The 22,590-nt window shown below is 64.6% G+C and carries 14 protein-coding genes, 1 tRNA gene and 1 pseudogene; 2 read left to right on the forward strand and 14 right to left on the reverse strand.

Translation table 11 applies throughout. The features are described from left to right. Positions 1-56: 56 nt before the first annotated feature. A pseudogene (locus ACR9YP_RS25515) lies at positions 57-316 on the reverse strand (hypothetical protein). A 256-nt stretch (positions 317-572) separates the two neighbouring features. Here ACR9YP_RS25515 and ACR9YP_RS25520 point away from each other — a divergent pair. Next, complete coding sequence (locus tag ACR9YP_RS25520; protein ID WP_438108441.1) at positions 573-767, forward strand: hypothetical protein; 195 nt, start codon at positions 573-575, stop codon at positions 765-767. An 81-nt stretch (positions 768-848) separates the two neighbouring features. Here the strand turns inward: ACR9YP_RS25520 and ACR9YP_RS25525 are convergent, their stop codons facing one another. From ACR9YP_RS25525 to ACR9YP_RS25555, 7 genes are all read right to left on the reverse strand, one after another. Continuing rightward, positions 849-995 carry a hypothetical protein gene (locus ACR9YP_RS25525; RefSeq protein WP_438108443.1) on the reverse strand — a complete coding sequence of 49 codons (147 nt, stop codon included), beginning with the start codon at positions 993-995 and terminating at the stop codon, positions 849-851. 178 nt (positions 996-1,173) lie between these two features. Beyond that, positions 1,174-1,247, reverse strand: a tRNA-Cys gene (locus tag ACR9YP_RS25530). A 119-nt stretch (positions 1,248-1,366) separates the two neighbouring features. After that, a complete protein-coding gene (locus tag ACR9YP_RS25535; protein WP_474217432.1) occupies positions 1,367-2,107 on the reverse strand; it encodes a tRNA-uridine aminocarboxypropyltransferase in 741 nt (246 codons plus the stop codon). Positions 2,108-2,143: 36 nt separating this feature from the next. Further along, positions 2,144-5,248 (reverse strand): efflux RND transporter permease subunit, encoded by a 3,105-nt coding sequence (locus tag ACR9YP_RS25540; protein ID WP_474217433.1) that lies wholly within the window; start codon positions 5,246-5,248, stop codon positions 2,144-2,146. Next, positions 5,248-8,397: an efflux RND transporter permease subunit gene (locus tag ACR9YP_RS25545; RefSeq protein WP_474217434.1), complete on the reverse strand. Its 3,150-nt coding sequence runs from the start codon at positions 8,395-8,397 to the stop codon at positions 5,248-5,250. The genes ACR9YP_RS25540 and ACR9YP_RS25545 overlap by 1 nt, the downstream gene beginning before the upstream one ends. Positions 8,398-8,434: 37 nt before the next feature. Next, positions 8,435-9,826, reverse strand: coding sequence for an efflux RND transporter periplasmic adaptor subunit (locus ACR9YP_RS25550; RefSeq protein WP_474217435.1), 1,392 nt, complete (start codon positions 9,824-9,826; stop codon positions 8,435-8,437). Next, positions 9,816-11,300 (reverse strand): efflux transporter outer membrane subunit, encoded by a 1,485-nt coding sequence (locus ACR9YP_RS25555; RefSeq protein WP_474217436.1) that lies wholly within the window; start codon positions 11,298-11,300, stop codon positions 9,816-9,818. Before ACR9YP_RS25555 ends, ACR9YP_RS25550 begins: the two co-directional genes overlap by 11 nt. A 739-nt stretch (positions 11,301-12,039) precedes the next feature. On the opposite strand from ACR9YP_RS25555, the gene ACR9YP_RS25560 reads away from it, so the two are divergent. After that, the gene (locus tag ACR9YP_RS25560) at positions 12,040-13,074 is read left to right on the forward strand and encodes a cysteine synthase A (RefSeq protein ID WP_474217437.1); all 1,035 of its coding nucleotides are present in this window, start codon (positions 12,040-12,042) and stop codon (positions 13,072-13,074) included. 61 nt (positions 13,075-13,135) lie between these two features. On the opposite strand, the gene ACR9YP_RS25565 is transcribed toward ACR9YP_RS25560, so the two are convergent. The 6 genes from ACR9YP_RS25565 to ACR9YP_RS25590 all read right to left on the reverse strand — a co-directional run bounded on the left by ACR9YP_RS25565 (position 13,136) and on the right by ACR9YP_RS25590 (position 22,335). After that, positions 13,136-15,379 carry an O-linked N-acetylglucosamine transferase, SPINDLY family protein gene (locus ACR9YP_RS25565; RefSeq protein ID WP_474217438.1) on the reverse strand — a complete coding sequence of 748 codons (2,244 nt, stop codon included), beginning with the start codon at positions 15,377-15,379 and terminating at the stop codon, positions 13,136-13,138. 101 nt (positions 15,380-15,480) lie between these two features. Then, positions 15,481-17,721: an O-linked N-acetylglucosamine transferase, SPINDLY family protein gene (locus ACR9YP_RS25570; RefSeq protein ID WP_474217439.1), complete on the reverse strand. Its 2,241-nt coding sequence runs from the start codon at positions 17,719-17,721 to the stop codon at positions 15,481-15,483. A gap of 100 nt (positions 17,722-17,821) precedes the next feature. Continuing rightward, positions 17,822-18,559 carry an amino acid ABC transporter ATP-binding protein gene (locus ACR9YP_RS25575; protein ID WP_474217440.1) on the reverse strand — a complete coding sequence of 246 codons (738 nt, stop codon included), beginning with the start codon at positions 18,557-18,559 and terminating at the stop codon, positions 17,822-17,824. Positions 18,560-18,570: 11 nt separating this feature from the next. Further along, complete coding sequence (locus ACR9YP_RS25580) at positions 18,571-20,091, reverse strand: amino acid ABC transporter permease (RefSeq protein ID WP_438108452.1); 1,521 nt, start codon at positions 20,089-20,091, stop codon at positions 18,571-18,573. Continuing rightward, the gene (locus ACR9YP_RS25585; protein WP_474217441.1) at positions 20,088-21,293 is read right to left on the reverse strand and encodes an amino acid ABC transporter permease; all 1,206 of its coding nucleotides are present in this window, start codon (positions 21,291-21,293) and stop codon (positions 20,088-20,090) included. The genes ACR9YP_RS25580 and ACR9YP_RS25585 overlap by 4 nt, the downstream gene beginning before the upstream one ends. Positions 21,294-21,318: 25 nt before the next feature. Next, complete coding sequence (locus tag ACR9YP_RS25590; protein ID WP_370987374.1) at positions 21,319-22,335, reverse strand: amino acid ABC transporter substrate-binding protein; 1,017 nt, start codon at positions 22,333-22,335, stop codon at positions 21,319-21,321. Positions 22,336-22,590 lie beyond the last annotated feature (255 nt).

A 22,590-nucleotide genomic window follows, 5' to 3' on the forward strand; every position in this document is an offset into this window, starting at 1 on the left:
ACCGTGCCGGATTCGTGAGCCTGTGCAAGCCACTTGCTGCGCACAAATCCACAGGACTACCCGCCGGCCTGGTCGAACACGCTGCGGAGGCTTCGCTCAGGCTGGCCCGGTTGCGCCGCAGGCACGCGGTGATGGCACGGACGTTGGGGATTTCGCCGGCGCAGAGGCGGTAGACGTCGGGCGTGCAGGCCCGGCGCTGCGCTGGTGTTCCCTGCGCATGGGCGGCGGAGGCAAACAGCGTCAGAAACAGCCCGACGGTCGAGGCGCGGCGCGCCCGGTTCTTCACACCTGCAAATCGCAAGAACCTCGCCTTCATGACTGCTCTCCCGTTCTGCCCTGCCCGCCCGGCTGCGTTGGCCGGCGTCGCAACAGACGGTGCGAGAAATAAACCTGCGGGGATGTGAGTTTATTCACAGTCCTCGCAAGCGGAGGAACCTAGAGTTCCTAAGGGGTCTCAGGAATCGCTAACCAATCGGGACCCGATTGCCGGATCGTTAAAATGCGAACGATCGGGTCAATCAGGAAACAAACCGGCTTTGCGACATTGCGCCATCCGCGTTCCGGAGGGTGTGATGAGCGAAGCCGAATTCAACTTGCTGCTGGATGCCGTCCGGGACGTCATGATTCACGAAGATTTCGCGCCCGCGCCGGAGGAGGAATTCGTGCCCCGCTCGTGGTCGTACGCCGCAACGCCCAAAGCCGCCAATGACAATGAGGGCGCTTGGCCCCTCCTGCCCTTTCCGGACGGCTGGTACGCAGCCTGCTGAGCCACCTTCGCTGAGAGTGGAAGCGCCCGCCTCGCGGGCGTTTTGCTATAGGCATGCGCAGCAAACCCGGCACAGCGACGATCAAGTCTTGACGCGCTCCTCACCGTCCTGCGGCACTCGGTCGGATGCGACCGGCGGAAAAATGCTGTCATAGATTGCGCGCGCCTCGCGAATGAGGCGAGCCCGTTCCAGCTCGGATTTCGGGACAAATCGGACGATGTCGCCCACGGCTTCTCCAACGCTCGGTTGATCGGATATCCCGCCCAACCGATGCGAACTCTATGCCAACGGGCCTGAATCGCGGGTTCCCAGCGGGCCCCGGGCAAAGCCGGTAGCAAGCCGCGCGAAAGCAATACTTGCGGAACCTGAGCCGAGGTGAGTTTATGCTGAAGAATCAGAGGCTTGATGGAGGCCACGACCAGAATTGAACTGGTGTACACGGTTTTGCAGACCGTTGCGTAACCACTCCGCCACGTGGCCCCGTAAGGGCGGAGCAATATAGGGGATGAAGGGTTTAGGCAACCGCCTTCGTCCCACTTTCCAGGCGACTTCCAACTCCTTGACAGAGACCTCGAGCGCTATGCTTTTGCTCCAGCCTGTCAGGCTCGCTTGCGACGCCGGAAGTCGCGGCGGCCGCGCTTCGGGGCAGGTCTGGGCGCCAATTCCGGCATCTCGGCCTGGACCTCGCGATAGCGCGCCAACAGTCGCTCAAAACTGGCGTGCAGGGTGTCAGCGATATCAGGACGCCGCTCGAGGCCCGCGAGGATCGTCGCCGCCGCCTCGATGGTCGAGAGGCCGTCGCGGCGTGGCTCCTTGCGCAGGCGCCCGTAGCGCGACGGGTGCGCCGGGTTCAGGATCACGCGCTGGCATTTCAGCATCCAGGGATTGCGCCACCACAGCGCCTTGGCCTGGCTCCAGGTGCCGTCGAGCAGCACCACGCCTTCGAGCTTGCCGAGGATCGCCCGCTGATTTTCTGCGATCTCGCCCTTGCGGTTGAGCGCGACGATCTCGCCTTCGGCGTCGAGAGCGGCGGCGCGGGCCGAGCCGAGATAGAGCACGGCCCAACGCGCGGCATTCTCGACCGGCCGGCCCAGCGCCTTGGACAGGCTCGGCCAGGACAGGCCGACGCGCACCGTGGCATCGGCGAAATGCTTCGCGAGCAGCCGGGCGGTGCCGAGCGCCCTGTCCTGCTCCTGCGGATGCTGGAGGATCAGGAGCGACAGCCGATTTTCAATGGGCGTGACGCTGTCGCAGATGCACAGCGGCATCGGCTTCTGGCAGTGCGGGCATTCGGGGATCGGCTCGGCCGGCGCGGCGGCGGTGTCGGGCGCGTTGGACATGGCGCCGCTATACGCTCGATGCGGCGCCTCAACAACCTATTCCGCCGGCGCGGCCAGCGGGCGCGGCGCGGTTCGCCGCCGCAGACGGTCGATCAGGAGGTAGATCACCGGCGTCGTGTAGAGCGTCAGGATCTGCGAGACGAACAGACCGCCGATGATGGTGATGCCGAGCGGACGCCGCAGTTCCGTGCCGGGGCCGGTCGCGACCACCAGCGGAATGCCGGCGAACAACGCCGCCATCGTCGTCATCAGGATCGGGCGGAAGCGCGCCTGGCAGGCCTCGAAGATCGCTTCCGCCGAGGACAGCCCGCGCTGGCGCTCGGCATCGAGCGCGAAGTCGACCATCATGATGCCGTTCTTCTTGACGATGCCGATCAGCAGGATGATGCCGACGAAGGCGATCACCGTCAGCGGCGTGTTGGTCAATTGAAGCGCAAGCAGCGCGCCGAGTCCGGCCGACGGCAGCGTCGAGATGATCGTGAGCGGATGGGCGAGGCTCTCATAGAGCACGCCGAGCACGATATACATCGCGACCAGCGCGCCGAGGATCAAGAGCGGCTGACGGCCACTGGTCCTGGCGAAATCACCCGCATTGCCGTCAAAGCTGCCGCGGATGCCTTCCGGCATGTGCAATTCCTCGACCGCACGCTGGATGTTCTGCGTCGCGGCCTGGAGCGGCACGTCGGGCAAGAGGTTGAACGACACCGTGGTCGAAGGGAACGACTGCGAGTGATAGACGGCGAGTGCGGCGAGGCCTCGCGTCGCATGGACCACGGCGGACAGCGGTACCTGCGCGTCGCCCGCGCCCGCGACATAGATGCGTTCGAGGTTGGAGGGATCAACCTGGAATTTCGGGTCGATCTCCAGCACGGTCATGTACTGGTTGCGCTGGGTGTAAATAATTCCGATCTGCCGCTGCGCGAAAGCATTGTTCAGCGCATTGTCGATGTCCTGCACCTTGACGCCGAGCGCCGAGGCCTTCTGGCGGTCGATCGACAAGGTCAGCTGAAGCCCGCCGGGATCGCGATCGCTGGAAATGTCGGTGATGCCTTCGACGCTCTCCATGCGTTTGGCCACGATCGGCGCCCATTTCTGCAGCAGGCCGAGATCTGTGCTGGTCAGCGTGTACTGGTAGTCGGAATCGCTTTGTCGTCCGCCGGCGCGCACGTCCTGGGCGGCGAACATGAAGAGGCGGATGCCGGGCACGGGATACAATGCGCGCCTGAGACGGTCGATGACGACCTGCGTCGAGACGTGGTCGCGCTCCTCCGGCGGCTTCAGGCTGATGAACATGGTGCCGCGGTTCGAGGTGGCGCCGCCGGGGCCGACGCCGCTGCCGACGGTCGAGCCGATGCCAGCCACGGCAGGATCCTGCATCACGATGTCGGCGAGCCGCTGCTGCAGGCCGAGCATCGACTGAAACGAGATGTCGGCCGAGGCGCGCGTCGCCCCGATCACGAAGCCGGAATCGTCGGTCGGGAAATAGCCCTTGGGGACCTTGATGTAGAGCGTCACGGTGAGAGCGATGGTGGCGAAGAACACCAGCAACGTCAGCAGCGGGAATTCCAGCGCGGTGCGCAGGGTGCGGGTATAGAAGGCGACGATGCGCGACAGTGAGCCCTCGATCAGGCGATCGAACAAGGTCGCGGTGCCGGACGTGGTCTGCCGGATGTAATGGGCGCAGATCATCGGCGTCACCGTGAGCGACACCAGCGTCGAGACCAGGATCGCGAAGGTCAGCGTCAGCGAGAATTCGCGGAGCAGCCGGCCGACGATGCCGTCCATGAAGATCAGCGGCGTGAACGCCGCGATCAGCGACAGGCTGATCGAGACCACGGTGAAGCCGATCTGCTTCGCGCCCTCCTGCGCCGCTCGGAACGGCCGCATGCCGTGCTCGAGATTGCGGAACATATTCTCGATCATGACGATGGCGTCGTCGACCACGAAGCCGACGGAGATCGCCAGCGCCATCAGCGACAGATTGTCGATCGAGAAGCCCGCGATCCACATGCCGGCACAGGTGCCAGCCAGCGCCAGCGGCACCGAGATGCCCGCCGCGATCGTCGGCGTCAGCCGCCGCAGGAACACGAACACCACGATCATGACGAGGAACGCGGTCGCCAGCAACGTCCATTGCATGTCCAGGACACTGGCGCGGATCGTGCCGGTGCGATCGACCAGCGTGGAGATCTCGACGCCGGCCGGGATCCACTGCTTCAGCGCGGGGATCAGCGCCTTGACCCTGTTGACGGTGTCGATGACGTTGGCGTCGCCCTGCTTGGTGATCTGGATCAGCACCGCCGGCTGCTTGTTGAACCAGGCGATCGAGCGGGCGTTGCGGACGGAATCCTCGATGTCGGCGACGTCGGAGAGCCGGACGAAATGGCCGTTCGAGCTCTTGATGACGATATCGCGAAACTCTTTCGCCGTGCGCATCTGCCGATTGAGCGCCAGCGTCTCGCTCTGGCGCTCGCCGTTGAAGATGCCGACGGGACCGAGCGGGTTGGCATTGATGATCGCGGTCCTGACGTCGTCGGTGGCGATGCCTGCGTTCGACAGCGCGACGGGATTGAGCTGCACTCGCACGGCCGGCTGATCGGCGCCGGAGACAGTGACGTCGCCGACCCCCGGCACCTGCGAGATGCGCTGCGCGATGACCGTGTCGGCGACGTCGTAGATCGCGCTGGCCGACAGCGTCTTCGAGGTCAGCGCCAGCACGAAGACGGGCGCGCCGGCCGTGTTGGCTTTGCGGAAGCGTGGCAGTGTCGGCAGGTCGCTCGGCAGATCGATGAGCGAGGCGTTGATGGCCGCCTGCACGTCGCGGGCGGCCTTGTCGATGTTGCGGCCGATGTCGAACTGGAGCTGGATGTTGGTCGTGCCGAGCGAACTCGTGGACGTGATCTGGTTGATGCCGGCGATCTCACCTAAGCGCCGCTCCAGCGGCGAGGCCACCGTCGCGGCCATCACGGACGGATCGGCGCCGGGCCGGCTGGCCGAGACGAAGATGGCGGGAAAGTCGACATTCGGGACCGAGGCGACGGGGAGGAACTCGTAGGCGACGACACCAAGCAGGAACAACCCGATCGACAGCAGCGTGGTCGCAACCGGGCGGCGGATGAAGGGCTCCGAGATCGACGCCATCACTGCATCCCCTCGGTCGCGCCCGCGACCGGCGGGCCGCCGGATTCGGCCGGCGGCAGCGCCTGCTCGAGGCGGCGGTTGATGCGGTCTAGTGCGAGGTAGATCACGGGGGTGGTGTAGAGAGTAAGCAATTGGCTCAGCAGCAGGCCGCCGATGATGGAGATGCCAAGCGGGAAGCGCAGCTCGGCGCCGGTACCGCTCTCGATCGCGAGCGGCAGCGCGCCGAACAGGGCCGCCAGCGTCGTCATCATGATCGGACGGAAGCGCAACAGGCAGGCCTGCACGATCGCCTCGTTCGGCGACATGCCCTGCCCGCGTTCGGCCTCCAGCGCGAAGTCGATCATCATGATCGCGTTCTTCTTGACGATGCCCATCAGCAGGATGATGCCGATCAGGCCGATCACCGAGAGATCCTGCCCGCACAGCACCAGGGCCACGATGGCGCCGACGCCGGCCGAGGGCAGCGTCGACAGGATCGTGATCGGGTGGATGTAGCTCTCATAGAGCACACCCAGCACGATGTAGATCGTGATGACGGCGGCGAGCAGCAGCCAGGGCTGGCCGGCCAGCGCCTTGGCGAACTCGGCGGCGTCACCGGCATAGACGCCGACAATGCTGTTGGGCATGCCGATCCGGGTCTCGATCGTCTTGACCGCCTCGACGGCATCGCCGAGCGCCGCGCCGGGCGCCAGGTTGAAGCTGAGCGACACGGAGGGGAATTGCGCCTGGTGCGAGATCGCAAGCGGCGCCGTGGTGCGCTTCAGCGTCGCCACGGCCGACAGCGGCACCTGGGCGCTCGGCGCACCGACGGTGCTGCTCGCGGCGCCCGGCAGATAGAGCTTCGACAGGATCGAGGGGTCGCGCTGGTACATCGGCAGCGCCTCCAGCACGACGCGGTACTGGTTGGCCTGGCCGTAGATGGTCGAGATCTGCCGCTGTGCAAACGCATCGTTCAGCGTGTCGGTAATTCCTTGCAGACTCACGCCGAGCTGACCGGCGCGGGTACGGTCGACATCGAGCTGTGCCCGCAGGCCGCCTTCCTGCGCCTCCGAGGAGACGTCGCGGAACAGCGGGTCGCGCCGCATCTCCGCCACCAGCTTGCCGGCCCATTCCGAGACCAGCGTCGCATCGGTGCCGGTCAGCGTGTACTGGTATTGCGAGCGGCTCGACTGGGTCGAGATCTGCACGTCCTGCACCGGCTGGAAATAGACGGTCATGCCGGGGATGCCTGACACCCTCTCCTTCAGGCGGATCACGACCGCCGCGACATCGTCACGCCGTTCACCGCGTGGTTTCAGGGTCATGACGAGGCGCCCGACATTGGTGGTCGGGTTGACCGAGCCGGCGCCGATGACTGAGACCACGCCGACCACATCGGGATCAGCCTTGATGGCAGCGGCGGCCTCGGCCTGCCGCTTCTGCATCTCCGCGAACGACACGTCGGGTCCGGCTTCCGTCACCGCCGTGATCGAGGCGGTGTCCTGAAGCGGCAGGAAGCCTTTTGGCGCGACGACATAGAGGACGAGGGTCGCAGCCAGCGTGGCGAAGGTCACGAGCAGTGTGGCGCGCTGACGCTCCAGCACCCACAAAAGCGTGCGGTGATAGAACTCGACGGTGCGGTCGATGAAGCGGCTGATCGCAGCGAGTCCAGGAACCGCCAGCTCCTCATGGGCGTGCTTGAGCAGCCGCGAGCACATCATCGGCGTCAGCGTCAGCGAGACCACCGCCGAGGTGACGACCGCGATGGTCAGCGTCAGCGCGAATTCGCGGAACATGCGCCCGACGAGGCCCGACATGAACAGAAGCGGGATGAACACCGCGATCAGCGACACCGTCAGCGAGATCACGGTGAAGCCGATTTCGCTCGCGCCCTTGAGCGAGGCTTCCATCGCACTCTCGCCATTCTCCATGTGGCGGACGATGTTCTCGATCATGACGATGGCGTCGTCGACGACGAAGCCGGTGCCGATCGTGAGCGCCATCAGCGACAGATTGTCGAGGCTGAAGCCGGCAAAATACATGATGCCGAAGCTCGTGATCAGCGACAGCGGCAGTGCCACGCCCGCGATCAGCGTGGCGCGCAGCGAACGCAGGAACAACAGCACCACCAGGGTCACCAGCACGACGCTCAGGATCAGCGTGAACTGGACGTCATGGACCGAGGCACGAATGGTGACGGTGCGGTCGGAGACGATGGTGAGGTTCACGCCGGCCGGAATCGCGCGCTGCACCTTGGGGATCTCGGCGCGGATCTGGCTGACGACGTCGATGACGTTGGCACCGGGCTGGCGCTGGATGTCGATGATGACCGCCGGCGTGCCCTGGTACCAGCCGCCGGTGCGGTCGTTCTCGAGACCGTCGACGATCTGCGCGACGTCGGCAATGGTGACGGGCGAGCCGTTGCGGTAGGCAATGATAACGGGCTTGTAGGCGTCCGCCGCGGCGATCTGGTCATTGGCCGCGATGATGTAGGATTGCTGCGCGCCGTCGAGCGAGCCCTTCGGCCCCGAGACGTTGGCATTGGCGATTGCGGTGCGCAGGTCCTCCATGGCGATGCCGTAGGCGGCGAGTCGCGCCAGGTCAGCCTGGATGCGCACGGCCGGCTTCAGCCCGCCGAGCACCGAGACCCGTCCGACGCCGGAAATCTGGCTCAAACGCTGCGCCAGAATGGTGTCGGCAATGTCGCTCATCACGCGCAGCGAGATGGTGTCCGAGCGCAGCGCCAGCGTCATCACCGGCGCGTCCGCCGGGTTCACCTTGGCGTAAGTTGGCGGATAAGGCAGCGTCTTGGGCAGCACGCCGGCCGCCGCGTTGATCGCAGCCTGCACGTCCTGGGTCGCGCCGTCGATGTCGCGGTTGAGGTCGAACTGGAGCGAGATCTGGCTGACGCCGAACGAGCTCGTCGAATTCATCGCCGACAGCGACGGGATCTGGCCAAGCTGCCGCTCCAGCGGCGCGGTGATCAGCGAGGCGATCACATCGGGGCTCGCACCCGGAAGCTGGGTCGTCACCTGCACGGTCGGGAAATCGACCTGCGGCAGCGCCGAGACAGGGAGCGCGAAGTAGCCGAGCGCGCCGCCGATCAGCAGCGCGATGCCGAGCAGCGAGGTTGCGATCGGTCGTCGGATGAAGGGTTCGGAGACACCCATGGGTTACGCCTGCCGCGTCAAGCGGCTGTTGTCGGGATCATGGCTGCTTGGCTCCACTTCCCGTTGCCCCCGGCCCCGGTGCTGGCCCGGTCTGTCCCTTCTGGTCGCCCTCGCTGCTCTTGCGCTTGGCGCGGAACTCGCCGTCTTTGCCCTGTCCGTCCTTCTGGCCTTCCTTGGCACCATCCTTCTTCTGACCGTCCGGCCCGCGTGAGCGCTTGCGCGGGGCAAGATCGGCCGAGGGGGTCTGGTCGTCGCGGCCGACCGTCACCTTGGAGCCGTCGGACAAATTGGCAAAGCCCGTGGTGACGACCTTGTCGTTCGGCGACAGGCCGCTGGCGATGACGGCGTCATGCTCGTTCTGCTGCGTGACCGTCACGGGCTTGGCCGAGACGATGTTGTCCTCGCCGATGACATAGCTGAAGGTCCCGATCGGACCACGCTGCACCGCAGAGGTCGGCACCACCAGCGCCTGCGTCAAGGTCTCGACCTTGAGGCGGACATTGACGAACTGGCCCGGCCAGAGCTGGTAGTTGGCGTTGGGGAATTCCGCCTTGAGCCTGAGCGTGCCAGTGGTCTGGTCGACCTGGTTGTCAATCCCAGTGAGCTTGCCGGTATCGATCACCGTGATGCCGTTATTGCCGAACACGTCGACAGCGAGCGCACCCTTCGCCGCCGCGGCATTGACGCGCATGATCTGCTGCTGCGGCAGGCTGAACCACACTGCGATCGGCTGCAACTGGGTGATGACGACAAGGCCGGTGGTGTCGGAGGCGTGGATGATGTTGCCCTGGTCGACCTGGCGCAGGCCGACGCGGCCCGAGAGCGGCGCCACGATCTTGGTGTAGCTCAGCGTCGCCGCCGCATTGTCGATCGCGGCCTGATCCGCCTTTATCAGGGCCTCGGTCTGCGCCACCAGGGCCCGCTGGGTGTCGGCCTGCTGCTTGGAGCCGGCATTGGTGGCGGCGAGCTGCTCGTAACGCGTAAGGTCGATGCGCTGGTTGGCGAGTTGGGCCTGATCCTGCGCCTTCTTGGCCACCGCCTGCTCGTACTGCGCCTGATAAATCGCCGGATCGATCTCGCCGAGCACGTCGCCCTTCTTGACGTCCTGACCTTCGGTGAAATTGACCGCGATCAACTTGCCGTCCACCTGCGAGCGCACGGTCACGGTATTGAGCGCGCGGATCGCACCGACGCCGTCGAGATAAACCGGCACGTCCTGGACGCGCGGGCTCGCCGCCAGCACGGGCACCGGCAGATCGGGCCGCTGGTTGCGGTTGTTCGCCTGCTGCTGATGCGTGACGGTCCAGCCGAGATAACCAAGGCCGCCGAGGATCGCGAGCGTGATCAGGGTCATGACCAGGCCGCGGCCGCGCGATTTTTTCGCCGTCCCCTCCTTCGCGCCTTGCTTCGTCTCCGGCTTAAAGAGCATTGACCGGTTTCTCCATCCTCGGCTCCCAACCGCCGCCGAGCGCCTGGTACAGGCTGACGATGGCGAGAAGCCGTGCGAGTTGGGCCTGCGACAGCGCGTCTTCGGCCTGGAACAGGGTCAGTTGGGTGTTGAGCACGGTCACGATGTCGGCAGTGCCGGCGCGCAATTGCTGCTCGGAGAGATCGAAGGCGCGGCGCGAGGCGGCGACGACATCGCGCTGCAATTGCAGCTTGATCGTGGTCTGCTTGATCGAGAACAGCGCGTTGTCGACGTCGGCAAAGGCCTGGACGATGGTCTTGCGGTAGGTCTGGAGCAGCTCGTCCTGTCGCGCCTTGGCAAGTTCGAAATTGCCGAGGATCCTGCCGCCGTCGAAGATCGGCTGCGTGGCGCTGCCGACGAGCTGGAAGAAGGCGGCATGCGGCTGGAACAGCGAGACCAGCGCCGAGCTCTGATAGCCGCCATTGCCAGTCAGCTGGATCGTCGGAAAGAACTGCGCGCGGGCATTCCCGATGTTTGCGGTGGCCGAGGCGAGCTGCGCCTCCTGCCGGCGGATGTCCGGCCGCTGCGTCAGGATCTCGGACGGCAGGCCGGGCGTGACGCGCGGGATCGCGATCCGGTCCAGCGAGCCGCCGAGCACGCGCACACTCTCCGGCGGGCGCGATACCAACACAGCCAGCACGTTGATGTTCTGGTCGAGCGTCTGGCGCAGTGGCGGCACCAAGGCCTTCTGGTTCGCGACCAGGCTCTCCTGCTGGGCGACGTCAAGATCGCTTCCGGTGCCGGCCTTACGCCGCTCCTTGACCGCATCGAGGATGCGTTGCGCGCTCGCGATGTTGCGCTGAGAGGTCCTGATGCGGTCCTGCGAGGCCAGTACCTGGAAATAGGCATTGGCGACGGCCGCCAGCGTCGTCAGCGCGACCGTGTCGCGATCGAAGCGGTTGGCGTTCGCCGTCTCCTCGGCCGTTTGCAGTGCATCGCGGTTCTGGCCCCAGAAGTCGAGCTGGTAGCTCGCGCTCAGCGAGGCCGAATAGTTGACGACCTCGCGTCCGCCGATGGACAGGCCCGAGGCGCTCGAGCCCGAGGTACGTGAATAGGTTTCCGATCCGGCCGTGGACAGGCTCGGCAGCAGCGCCGCGCCCGCCTGCCGCGCCTGGGCGTCGGCCTGGACGATGCGCGCCACCGCAGCGGCGATGTCGAGGTTGACGGTCTGCGCCTCCTGCATCAGCTGCGTCAGCTCCGCGGAGCGGAAACCGCGCCACCAATCCAGCGGCGGCGGCGCATCCCCTTTGCCGGCGTATTTGTACTGCGTGGGAACATCGAGCGCGGGATCGGGAAGATCCTGCGTCAGCACGCAAGCGCCCGAACTGGCCGCGAGGCACAGCGCCGCAAGCCAGCGCGCCGCGTGCCGCGTCCTGGACGCAGACCCCGGAGACCGCCGCATGGCGATCGCAGGAACAACTTGTGTCACATCCACCCCCCGCCGGGCAGATCGAGCCGCCACCGCGAAGCCGGATTAACCGATTCGCGGCGGCGCAGTCGGGGGGCGTTGGACGACTCGTTCACAGCTGTGATGCTTTCTGCGGAACCTGAGACCCATATTAGCCGGGCGCGGAACTGCGGGACAGTCCCGCAGGTGCGAGAGGCGCGCCGGAACGGACCGACATGAGGACCGCGCAAATGCAAGATGTCCTTGTCTTGCAGCGGCTTCTTGCATTTCAGCGCCGCACTGACACGTGCTCAAGCTTACTAAGATTTCATGTGATATTGCCGCAACACCGGGGCGGCTAGATCCTATCGCACGGCTTATCAGCACCCACGCGGCTTCAGCTCGATCTCGAGGTCCGGCCGGACCACTCTCACGAGATCGTCAATTGCCGAACACGAACGCGCCTCGCTCAGATATGCCTTCAAACTTCCAGGCGCCTTTCACCCAGCTCGACATCGAGACATGCCGCCGAAGGCGAAGATTGTCGCGAGGACCGCCCACGACGATCGTTATCTTCCGTGCTCGGACGAAGATCGCCCATATTCTCCTACCGATATCCCGCCTCGCGGCCAGCACATCATCGCCGGGTCTGTGCTCTCAAAAATATCCCTGCTGCGGCGGGGGCTTCGACCGGTTTCGCCGCAGCGCAAAAGCCTTCCCCTTTTGTCTTGCAAGCACTAGGTTCTGGCCAAGCTGATCAACCCCTTTGCCAGTGATTTCCCCCGATATGACCATCAAGAATGACGTTGTCGAAGCCATCGGCAACACCCCGCTCATCAAGCTCAAGCGCGCCTCGGAATTGACCGGTTGCACCATCCTGGGCAAGGCCGAGTTCATGAATCCCGGCCAGTCGGTGAAGGACCGGGCCGGCAAATGGATGATCCTGGAGGCCGAAAAGCGCGGCGAGCTGAAGCCGGGTGGTCTCGTGGTCGAAGCGACGGCCGGCAATACCGGCATCGGGCTTGCGGTCGTTGCGAGCGCGCGCGGCTATCGCACCCTGATCGTGATCCCTGAGACGCAGAGCCAGGAGAAGAAGGATTTCTTGAAGCTGTGCGGCGCCGAGCTGATCGAGGTGCCGGCCCTGCCCTATGCCAACCCCAACAGCTACCAGCATGTCGGCCGGCGCCTCGCCGACGAGCTGCGCAAGACCGAACCCAATGGCATGCTCTTCGCCGACCAGTGGAACAATCTCGACAACGCCAAGGCGCATTACGAATCCACCGGACCCGAGATCTGGGAGCAGACCGGCGGCAAGGTCGACGGCTTCGTCTGCTCGGTCGGCAGCGGCGGCACGCTAGCCGGCGTCAGCCGCTATCTCAAAGAGAAGAACAAGAACATCCGCATCGCCTGCGCCGATCCGCACGGCGCCGGCATGTACGAATATTTCAGGACCGGCGATCCCAAGGCTACGCCCGGCGGCTCGATCACCGAGGGCATCGGCCTCAACCGCGCGACCGCGATCGTCGAGACGGCCAAGGTCGATGACGCCTATCTCATTCCCGACGCTGAAGCCGTCAGCGCGATCTATGAGCTGCTCCAGCACGAAGGCCTGTGCCTCGGCGGCTCCACCGGCATCAATATCGTCGGCGCGATACGCCTTGCGAAGCAGCTCGGACCCGGCAAGACGATCGTCACCGTGCTCTGCGATTCCGGCAGCCGCTATCAGTCGAAGCTGTTCAACGCGGACTTCATGCGCGCCAAGAACCTTCCCGTGCCGGAGTGGCTGGAGAAGCGCAGCAACATCAAGCCGCCATTCGTCTGACTGCCGTAGGCTTCCTCACATCCGGAAAGCGCGCGCCCAAGGGGCCCGCGCGGCCGGCTGTTTACGCGACGTCGCCGCGCTCGGAGGCCGCGGCACAATGGTCGCGCCAGAACTGGCGATAGCCCGCCTCGACCCCGCGCGTATAGATCTCGACATTGCCGGCCGGGGAAGCTGCGATCCGAGCCGGCAACTCCGCGCGCAACTTCGCCAGCTGCGCAGGCTGCGCCGCATATTTGCACGCGATTGCGGCGTAGCCCTCGTCGTCCTCGGCGACCCAGTCGTCGAGCCCGACGGCAGCCACGATGGCGCCACCGGCGCGCGACGATGCGCCGTTGCCGAGCTTTGCGACGACCGGAACCCCCGCATAGAGGGATTCCCAGGTGCTGACGCCGCCATTTTGCGGGAACGTATCGAGGGAGATGTCGACCTGCGCGAAGGCCAACAGGTGCTCGTGGCGTGGGGTCGAGCCCATGCAGATGACGTTCTCTTTGGCGATACCCTGCGCCACGAACCGCGCGATCAGACTGTCGCGCAGCAAGGAATCATCGAGCAAAGTATGTTTGATGATGATCTTCGATCCGGTCGCCTCGCGCAACACTTTCGCCCATACGCGGATTGCCTGGTCCGAGATCTTGTAGATGCGGTTGAACACGCCGAAGGTGACATAGCCGTTGCGGAGCATGGGAAGCTCCGAAGGCGGCACATCCAGGATGGGATCGGTCGTGATCAGGCACGGCAGATCGTGAACCTTTTCGGCGAGCAGATGGCGCGCCGATTGCGGAATGAAGACCGGATCGGCGAGCACGTAGTCCATGGTCTGAAGGCCCGTGCCGGTCGCGTGGCCGAAGCCCGTGACCTGGATGGGAGCCGGCTTGCGGGCGAATACGGGCAGCCTGTTGCCGGTCGAATGCCCGGACACGTCGATCAGGATATCGACATTGTCGGCCTGGATACGATCGGCCAGCTCGTCGTCCGTAAGCTGCCAGGCGTCCACCCAGATATCCGCCGACGACTTGAATTCGGCGGTCATCTCGTCTCGTCGTGGCGAGCACGAATAGCAGACGATTTCGAATTTGGTGTGATCATGATGGCGCAGCACTGGCAGCAGGCCGAACGCCGCCGAATGGTACCAGAACTCGGCAGCGACATAACCGATCACGATCCGCCTGTCAGGATCGAGTTGCCGGGGTGAGAGCTTCCGTTGCGGCAACCTGGCGCCGATCGCGTCCCACCAATATTTTCGCGCGGCCTGCTGGACCGCGAAATCGGCGTCGGAAAGAAAATCCAGAAAGTGGATCTTCCGCGCGATCAAGTCCGCATGGTCCGGCGCGAGTGCCAGCGCGGCGTCGAGATGTTCGATCGCGGATGCGATCTCGCCCTGGTTTGCAAAACAGGCGCTGAGCAGCGTCATTGCGATCGCGGAGCGCGGATTTTCCTCGAGCAAGGTCTTGACGGCCGCAATCGCCTGCGCCGTGTTGCCCATGGCAAGCGCGACCTGCGCCTTTCCCTGCAAGGCCACCTCGAGCCTGGGCGAAAGCGCCAGCGCTGCATCAAAATCCGCTGCCGCCCGCTCCGACCGCGACAGCTCGAGATGGAGCCGTCCGCGGTGTGCCAGGGCCTTGGCCGAATTGGGCCTGATCGTCAGCGCCGCGCCGAGCGCGGCTTCCGCCTCATCGTAGTGCTTGAGCTCGATACTGACCACGGCTTTGCCGACGAGCGCTTCCACGTGACGCGACTGAAACACCAATGCGCGCTCGAAACTTTGCTTGGCGCGATCAAACTGGCGCAGCGTCAGCTCCGCCAAGCCTCGATTGCAAAGCGCATCGGCATGGTCCGGCTTCAGCCGAATGGCGCGGTCGTACGCTTCGATGGCCTGTTCGGGCAGGTTCAGGTGGAGCAGGGTATTACCGAGGCTGGTCAGGGCCTGCGGAAAATTCGGCTTCAGCGCGATCGCCTTCTCCTGACATGCGCGGGCGGCCTCAAATTGCCCGAGACCGGAGTGTACGGTCGCGAGATTGTTATAGGCCTCATGCGAACGCGGCTCGAGCGCGATCGCGCGCGCGAGCAGCTGTTGCGCCTCCTCCAGGCGGCCGCCTTGATGCGCGCACAGGCCGAGCAGGTGCGTGGCGTCGAAATGATCGGGAACGGCTTGCAGGATCTGACGGCACAGCGCCTCGCTCTCTGCATATCGTCCCTGGCCATGAGCACTTGCCGCGGCGGAGATGATGGCGTCCGCCTGCTTCTTCAATTTCTTCTGCAATCGCGCGTTCTGGAACGCGCGCGCGCCGGCGCCGCTGCTCTGCAAGGTGTCTCTCCGGAGAATGGCCCGGAAAGAGTCTAACTGATTCGCGGCCGGCGCCGCCCCGTGAGCTGGACCAGTAACGCCCTGGGGCGCAACCGACCTGCTTATGCCAGCTCGCCGCCGTCCGAGGCGGCGGCACAATAATCGCGCCAGAACTGGCGGTAACCCGCCTCGAGCTCACGCGTGTAGATCTCGACATTGCCGGCGGGCGAGGCTGCAATCTGAGCCGGCAACTGCGCGCGCAACTTCGCGAGATGATCGGGCTGCGTCGCAAATTTGCGCGCGATCTCGATATAGCCCTCGTCATCCTCGGCGACCCAGTCGCCGAGACCGACGGCGGCCACGATGGAGGCGCCGGCGCGCGACGACGCCCCGTTGCCGAGCTTGGCCACCACGGGAACACCCTTGTAGAGCGATTCCCAGGTGCTGATGCCGCCATTTTGCGGGAACGTATCGAGGGAAATATCGACCTGGGCAAAAGCCGCCAGGTGGTCGTTGCGCGAGGTGGTGCCCAGGCAGGTGATGTTCTCCTCGGCAACGCCCTGCGCCACGAAGCGCGCGACCAGGCTATCGCGCAGCAATTGGTCATCGAGCAGACCATGCTTGAGGATGATTTTCGATCCCGGCAGCTCTCGCATCAAACGCGACCACACCCGGATCGCATCGTCCGATATCTTGTAGATGCGGTTGAACACGCCGAAGGTGACGTAGCCGTTGCGGAGCATCGGCAGCTCGGAAGGCGCCAGATCCGAGACGGGCTCCATCGTGATCAGGCACGGCAGATCGTGGATCTTTTCGGCAAACAAATGCCGAACCGATGGCGGAATGAAAATGGGATCCGCGAGCACATAGTCCATGGTCTGCATGCCCGTGCCCGTCGCGTGTCCGAAGCCGGTGGCCTGGATCGGGGCCGGCTTCCGCGCGAAGACCTGCAGCCTGTTACCGGTCGTGTGGCCCGAAACGTCGATGAGGATGTCGACATTGTCGGCCTGAATGCGATCGGCGAGTTCGTCGTCCGATAGCTGCCAGGCGTCGACCCAGACGTCCGCCATTTGCTTGAACTTGGCGGTGTACTCGTCCTCTCCCGGCCAAGAGTCGTAGCAGATGATTTCAAATCTGGCGTGATCATGATGGCGCAGCACCGGCAGCAAAGTGAGCCCCGCCGAGTGCTGCCGGAATTCGGCAGCGACATAGCCGACCACGATCCGCTTTTCCGGATCAAGCGGCCGCTTCGGCAGCTCCCTTCGCGGCAGCTTGGAACCGATCAAGTCCCACCAGTCTCGTCGGACCGCCTGCTGGACCACGAAATCGGCCTCGGCACGGTAGTCCTGCAAGAAGATCTTGCCCCTGATCGCATCGCCATAGTCCGGTCGGATCGCCAGCGCGCGATCGAGATATTCGATCGCGGCGTCCATGTCCCCCTGGTTCGAATAAGCGAAGCCCATCAGCGCCAACCCCATCTCGGAGCGCGGATTTCGCTCGATCAAGGTCGTCGCGGCCGCCATCGCCTGCGCGGTCTTTCCCATGACGAGGCAGGCCTGCGCCTTCCCCCGGAGCGCCAGTTCGAGCTTGGGCGAAATCGCAAGCGCCGCCTCGAAATCCGCAAGCGCGGGCTCCAGGCGCTGCAGCTCGTAACTGAGGCGCCCGCGCTGGGCCAGGATCCTCGGCGCGCCGGGCTTGATCGCGAGCGCCATGGCAAACTTGGCTGCTGCTTCCTCGTGGTGCCGCAGCTCCATGCTGACCATGCCGCTGCCGACGATGGCCTCGGCGTGACGCGGCTGAAACAGCAGGGCGCGATCGAAACTTTCCTTGGCGCGAGTGACCTGTCCAAGCAAGATCTCGACCATGCCGCGATTGCAGAACGCATCGGCGTAATCCGGCTTCAACTTGATGGCGCGTTCGTGCAGCTCGAGCGCCTGTCCGTACAGCCCTAAATGCATCAGCGTGTTGCCGAGGTTGGTCAGCGCGACCGCGAAATTCGGCTTCAGCGCGATGGCCCTCTCCTGACACCGCCGCGCCTCCTCGTAATTGCCGAGGTCGAAATGCACGGTGGCGAGATTGTTATGGGCATCGTGCAGGCGCGGATCGAGCTCGATCACGCGCTCAAGCAGTTGTTGCGCCTCCTCCAGGCGCCGGCCGTCATGCGCGCACATGCCGAACAGGTGCATGGCGTCGACATGATCCGGAATCGCTTTCAGGATCTCACGGCAGAGCGCCTCGGTCTCGGCAAATCTGCCCTGGCCATACGCGGCGGCCGCGGCGGAGAGGATGGCATCCGCCTGCTTCATCAATTTTTTCTGCAATCGCGCGTTCTGGAATGCGCGCGCGCCGCCGCTGCTCTGCAAAGTGTCTCTCCGGAGGATTGCCCGGAAAGAGTTCTAACTGATTCGCGACCGGAGCCGGCCGATCAGCTGGAGCGGGGACGCCCCCGGGATTTCCCGGGGCTCAGCGCAGGATCTGGCTCAGGAAAAGCTTGGTGCGGGCGTGCTGCGGGGCGGCGAAGAATTCTTTCGGCGTGTTGGCCTCGATGATCTGGCCGGCGTCCATGAATACGACGCGGTTGGCGACCTCGCGGGCAAAGCCCATCTCGTGGGTGACGACCAGCATGGTCATGCCCTCCTCGGCGAGATCGACCATGGTGTCGAGCACTTCCTTGACCATTTCGGGGTCGAGCGCCGAGGTCGGCTCGTCGAACAGCATCACCTTCGGGTTCATGGTCAGCGCACGGGCGATCGCGACGCGCTGCTGCTGGCCGCCGGACATCTGGCCGGGAAACTTGTTGGCCTGGTGCGGGATCTTGACTCGCTCCAGGAATTTCATGGCGGCCTCCTCGGCATCCTTCTTGGGGATGTTGCGCACCCAGATCGGCGCCAGCGTGCAATTATCGAGGACCGTGAGATGCGGGAACAGATTGAAGCTCTGAAACACCATGCCGACTTCGCGTCGCACCGAATCGATACGCTTGAGGTTCGGACCGAGCTCGATGCCGTCGACGACGATCTCGCCCTCCTGGAATTCCTCGAGCGCGTTGATGCAGCGGATCAGCGTCGACTTGCCCGAACCCGACGGCCCGCAGATCACGATGCGCTCGCCCTTGTGGACCTCGAGGTCGATGTCGCGCAGGACGTGAAAGTCGCCGTACCATTTGTTGAGGCCGGAAATCTTGACGATGGGGTCGGACATGGTGAGCTCCATCAGTTGCGGCGGTGAACGTTGAGGCGGTGCTCGACGAACAGCGAGTAGCGCGACATTCCAAAGCAGAAGATGAAATAGATGACGCCGGCGAAGGCAAAGCCGGTGAACGCGGTCGACGGCGTCGACCATTTCGGATCCGAGAACGAGGCGCGCAGCGAGCCGAGGAGATCGAACAGCGCCACGATCGAGACCAGCGAGGTGTCCTTGAACAGCGAGATGAAGCTGTTGACGAGGTTCGGAATGACGTGGCGCAGCGCCTGCGGCAGCACGATCAGCGAGGTCGTCTTCCACCAGGATAGCCCCAGGGCCGCGGCCGCCTCGCCCTGCCCGCGCGGAATCGCGGCTAAGCCGCCGCGGACGTTCTCGGCCTGATAGGCGCCCGTGAACAGCGCAATCCCGATCAGGGCGCGCACGAGCCCGTCGACGGTGAAATTGCCGGGCAGGAACAAAGGCAGCATGTAGGTGGCGAAGAACAGCACGGTGATCAGCGGCACGCCGCGCCAGAATTCGATGAAGGCGATCGAGAAGATCCGGATCAGTGGAATGGTCGAGCGGCGGCCGAGCGCCAGCGCGACACCGATCGGCAGCGAGGTGACGATGCCGGTGACCGAGACCACCAGCGTCACCAGAAGGCCACCCCAGAGATTGGTTGCGACAACCGGCAATCCCCCACGGTCGAGGCCCATCAGATTGATGACGATCGCGATGCCGATGAAGGCGGCGATGCTGGATGCCAGAGCCCGCCCCCCGGTGCGAATGCCACCACCAAGCACGAAGGCGATCAGGCAGACAATCGCGGCCGTGATGGCGAAATCGGCCCAGACCGGCTGCCCCGTCTCCTGGATCTGATCGCGCAGCCAGGTGAGCGGAAAGATCAGCCAGGAGATCGCCGTGCCGACCAGCAGGATGAGGCTTCCGACGGCCCACAGCAGCGGTGCGATGGTTGACGTCTTGCTGAGATTGAGCAGCGCCTGCCCGGCACCGATGATGCTCTCGTCGAACAATTGCAGCAGGCCGGCCGTCCAGCTCAGGCCCAATCCCTTGATGCCGCCGCCGTGCAACAGGAAGAATGCCACCACCGGAAGGGCGATGAAGAACAGGCTGGCATTCAGCCCCTTCGCGGGCAGCCTGGGAATGAGCATCGGCGCCAGCAGGACCACCGCCAAGACGAACGTGAGATTGACCCGCCAGCGCTCGGCCTCGGGATAGAAGCCATAGATCAGTTGCGGCAGCTTGGCCTGGATGTAGGGCCAGCAGGCCCCGACCGCAAAGCCGGCGTTCTCGGCGAGGCAAGCCGTGCGATCCTTGCCGGTCCAGACCGCATCGACCATCAGGAACTTGACCGAGGGAACGATGGTGAACCAGAGCAGCAGCGCGCCCACGATCGTGAGCAGGATGTTGGTCGGCGAGTTGAACAGGCGGGTGCGCAGCACGCCGATGAAGCCCGTGGTCTTGACCGGCGCGGGACGCTCGGCGACCAGGTCCCGACGGACGAAGGCGGACGTCGCAATATCGCTCATGCGCCGAGGCTCCGGCTGACGCGCCAACCGTAGACGCTCATGATCGCGCTGGTGACGAGGGAGATCAGGAGGTAGACGCCCATCGTCATAGCGATGATCTCGATCGCCTGCCCGGTCTGGCTCAGCGAGGTGCCGGCGAATACCGACACCAGGTCAGGATAGCCGATCGCCACGGCCAGCGAGGAATTTTTCGTGAGGTTGAGGTATTGGTTGGTCAGCGGCGGCACGATGACGCGCATGGCCTGCGGCACGACGATCAGCCGGAGCGTGGTGCCGCGGCTGAGACCCAGCGAGGACCCCGCCTCCATCTGCCCCTTGTGGACGGACAGGATGCCGGCGCGCACGATCTCGGCGATGAAGGCGGCGGTATAGGTCGATAGCGCCAAGGTCAGCGCCACGAACTCCGGGATGATGCGCGAGCCGCCGGCGAAATTGAACCCTTTGAGCTGCGGCAACTCGACGGTGAAAGGTAAACCGAACACCAAGATGGTGACGAGCGGCAGCCCGAACAGCAGACCCAGCACATAGGGCCAGATCCGGATCATCCGCCCTTCCTGAAACAGCGCGCGCCGCGCATAGATGCGCAAGGCCAGCGCCGCGACGATGCCGAGCGCCAGCATCGCCAGGAACGGCTCGAGACCGCTCTCGCCGATCGGGCTGGGAACCACGAGGCCGCGATTGCTAAGGAAGGCAATGCCGAGCAGCGAAATGCTCTGCCGCGGATTGGGCAACGCCGCGAGCACCGCGAGGTACCAGAACAGGATCTGGAATAGCAGCGGCAGGTTGCGGATGATCTCGACATAGATCTCGCCGACGCGCGACAAGAGCCAGTTCGGCGACAGCCGGCACAGCGCGACGATGAAGCCGATCACGGTGGCGAAGACGATGCCGACCACCGAGACCACGAGCGTGTTCAGAAGCCCGACTACGAACACGCGCAGGAACGTGTCCGAGCCGGTGTAGGGAATCAGGGTCTGATTGACGTCGAAGCCGGCATTGTTGCGGAGGAAGCCGAACCCGGCGGCGATGTGCTGGTTTTCGAGGTTGGCGCGGGCGTTGGAGACGATCTCATAGCCGATCCAGCCCAAGATCGCCGCGAAGGCAAACTGGACGGCAATGCCGTTCCAGCCTGCCTTGCCGCCCAGCACACGCCTGATCTTCAGCGCGATCTGGGGCGGCGGTTTACGGGCCTCGGTGCTCATCGCCGCGAGCTGCGGATCAGGGTGATCAGCGGATCGGCGGCGCGTACTGGAGACCGCCCTTGTTCCAGAGATTGTTGAGCCCGCGATTGATGGCCAGCGGCGAGCCCGAGCCGACGTTGCGGTCGAACACCTCGCCGTAATTGCCGACCGCCTTCACGATCCGCACAACCCAGTCCTTGGTCAGGCCGAGCTGTTCACCGAAATTACCGTCGCTGCCGAGCACGCGCTTCAGCTCCGGGCTTTCCAGCTTCGCCTTCTCGTCGACGTTCTTCGAGGTCACGCCGAGCTCTTCAGCCGTGATCATCGCAAACAGCGTCCATTTCACGATGTCGAACCACTGGTCGTCGCCGTGGCGCACCATCGGCCCGAGCGGCTCCTTCGAGATGATTTCGGGGAGCACCATATGGTCGTTGGGATTGGCGAGCTTGAGGCGGTTGGCGTACAGGCCCGACTGGTCGGTGGTGAAGACGTCGCAGCGGCCGGCTTCATAGGCCTTGACCGTTTCGTCATTGGTGCCGAACGCGATCACCTCGTACTTCATGTTGTTGGCCTTGAAGTAGTCGGCGAGATTTTGCTCGGTGGTGGTGCCGGTCTGCACGCAGACCGATGCGCTATTGAGCTCGAGCGCGGAATTCACCTTGAGGGACTTCTTCACCATGAAGCCCTGCCCGTCATAATAGGTCACGCCGGTGAAGTTGGCACCGAGCGAGGTGTCGCGCGAGATGGTCCAGGTGGTGTTGCGCGAGAGCACGTCGATCTCGCCGGATTGCAGGGCCGTGAAGCGGTCCTTAGCGGACAGCGGCACGTATTTGACCTTGGTAGGATCGTTGAAGATCGCCCCGGCGATGGCGCGGCAGACGTCGACGTCGAGCCCGGTCCAGTTGCCCTTGTCGTCGGGCGATGAGAAGCCCGGCAGGCCCTGGCTGACGCCGCAGGACAGCATGCCCCGGTCCTTGACGGTCTTGAGCGTTTGCGCATCGGCGGCCTGCGCGGTGAGGCCCGTGGCGAGAGCCAGAGTGAGAGCCAGGGTTACGCGTTTCATGGGCTTTGGGCCTTTCAAAATCGTCTCAAGTGTCGGGAACGTTGTCTTTGGGGTCATCTCTGCCAGGGTCAATCGTACCAAGGCTAGCCTTGCAAGACTCATGCTGGCAAACCTAGCCGAACACCCGCCGATCTCGGGAGGCCATACCTTCATCCCCGCCGAAAGGCGCCCGCCGTTATGGCTGTAGCGCAAAGTCCGGTCAGGCGATGGATCGAAGGTCGCGGCAGGCCCCTCAACATGCGGCGACTGAATAGC

It is taken from the genome of Bradyrhizobium sp. BR14999 (genome assembly GCF_056106085.1).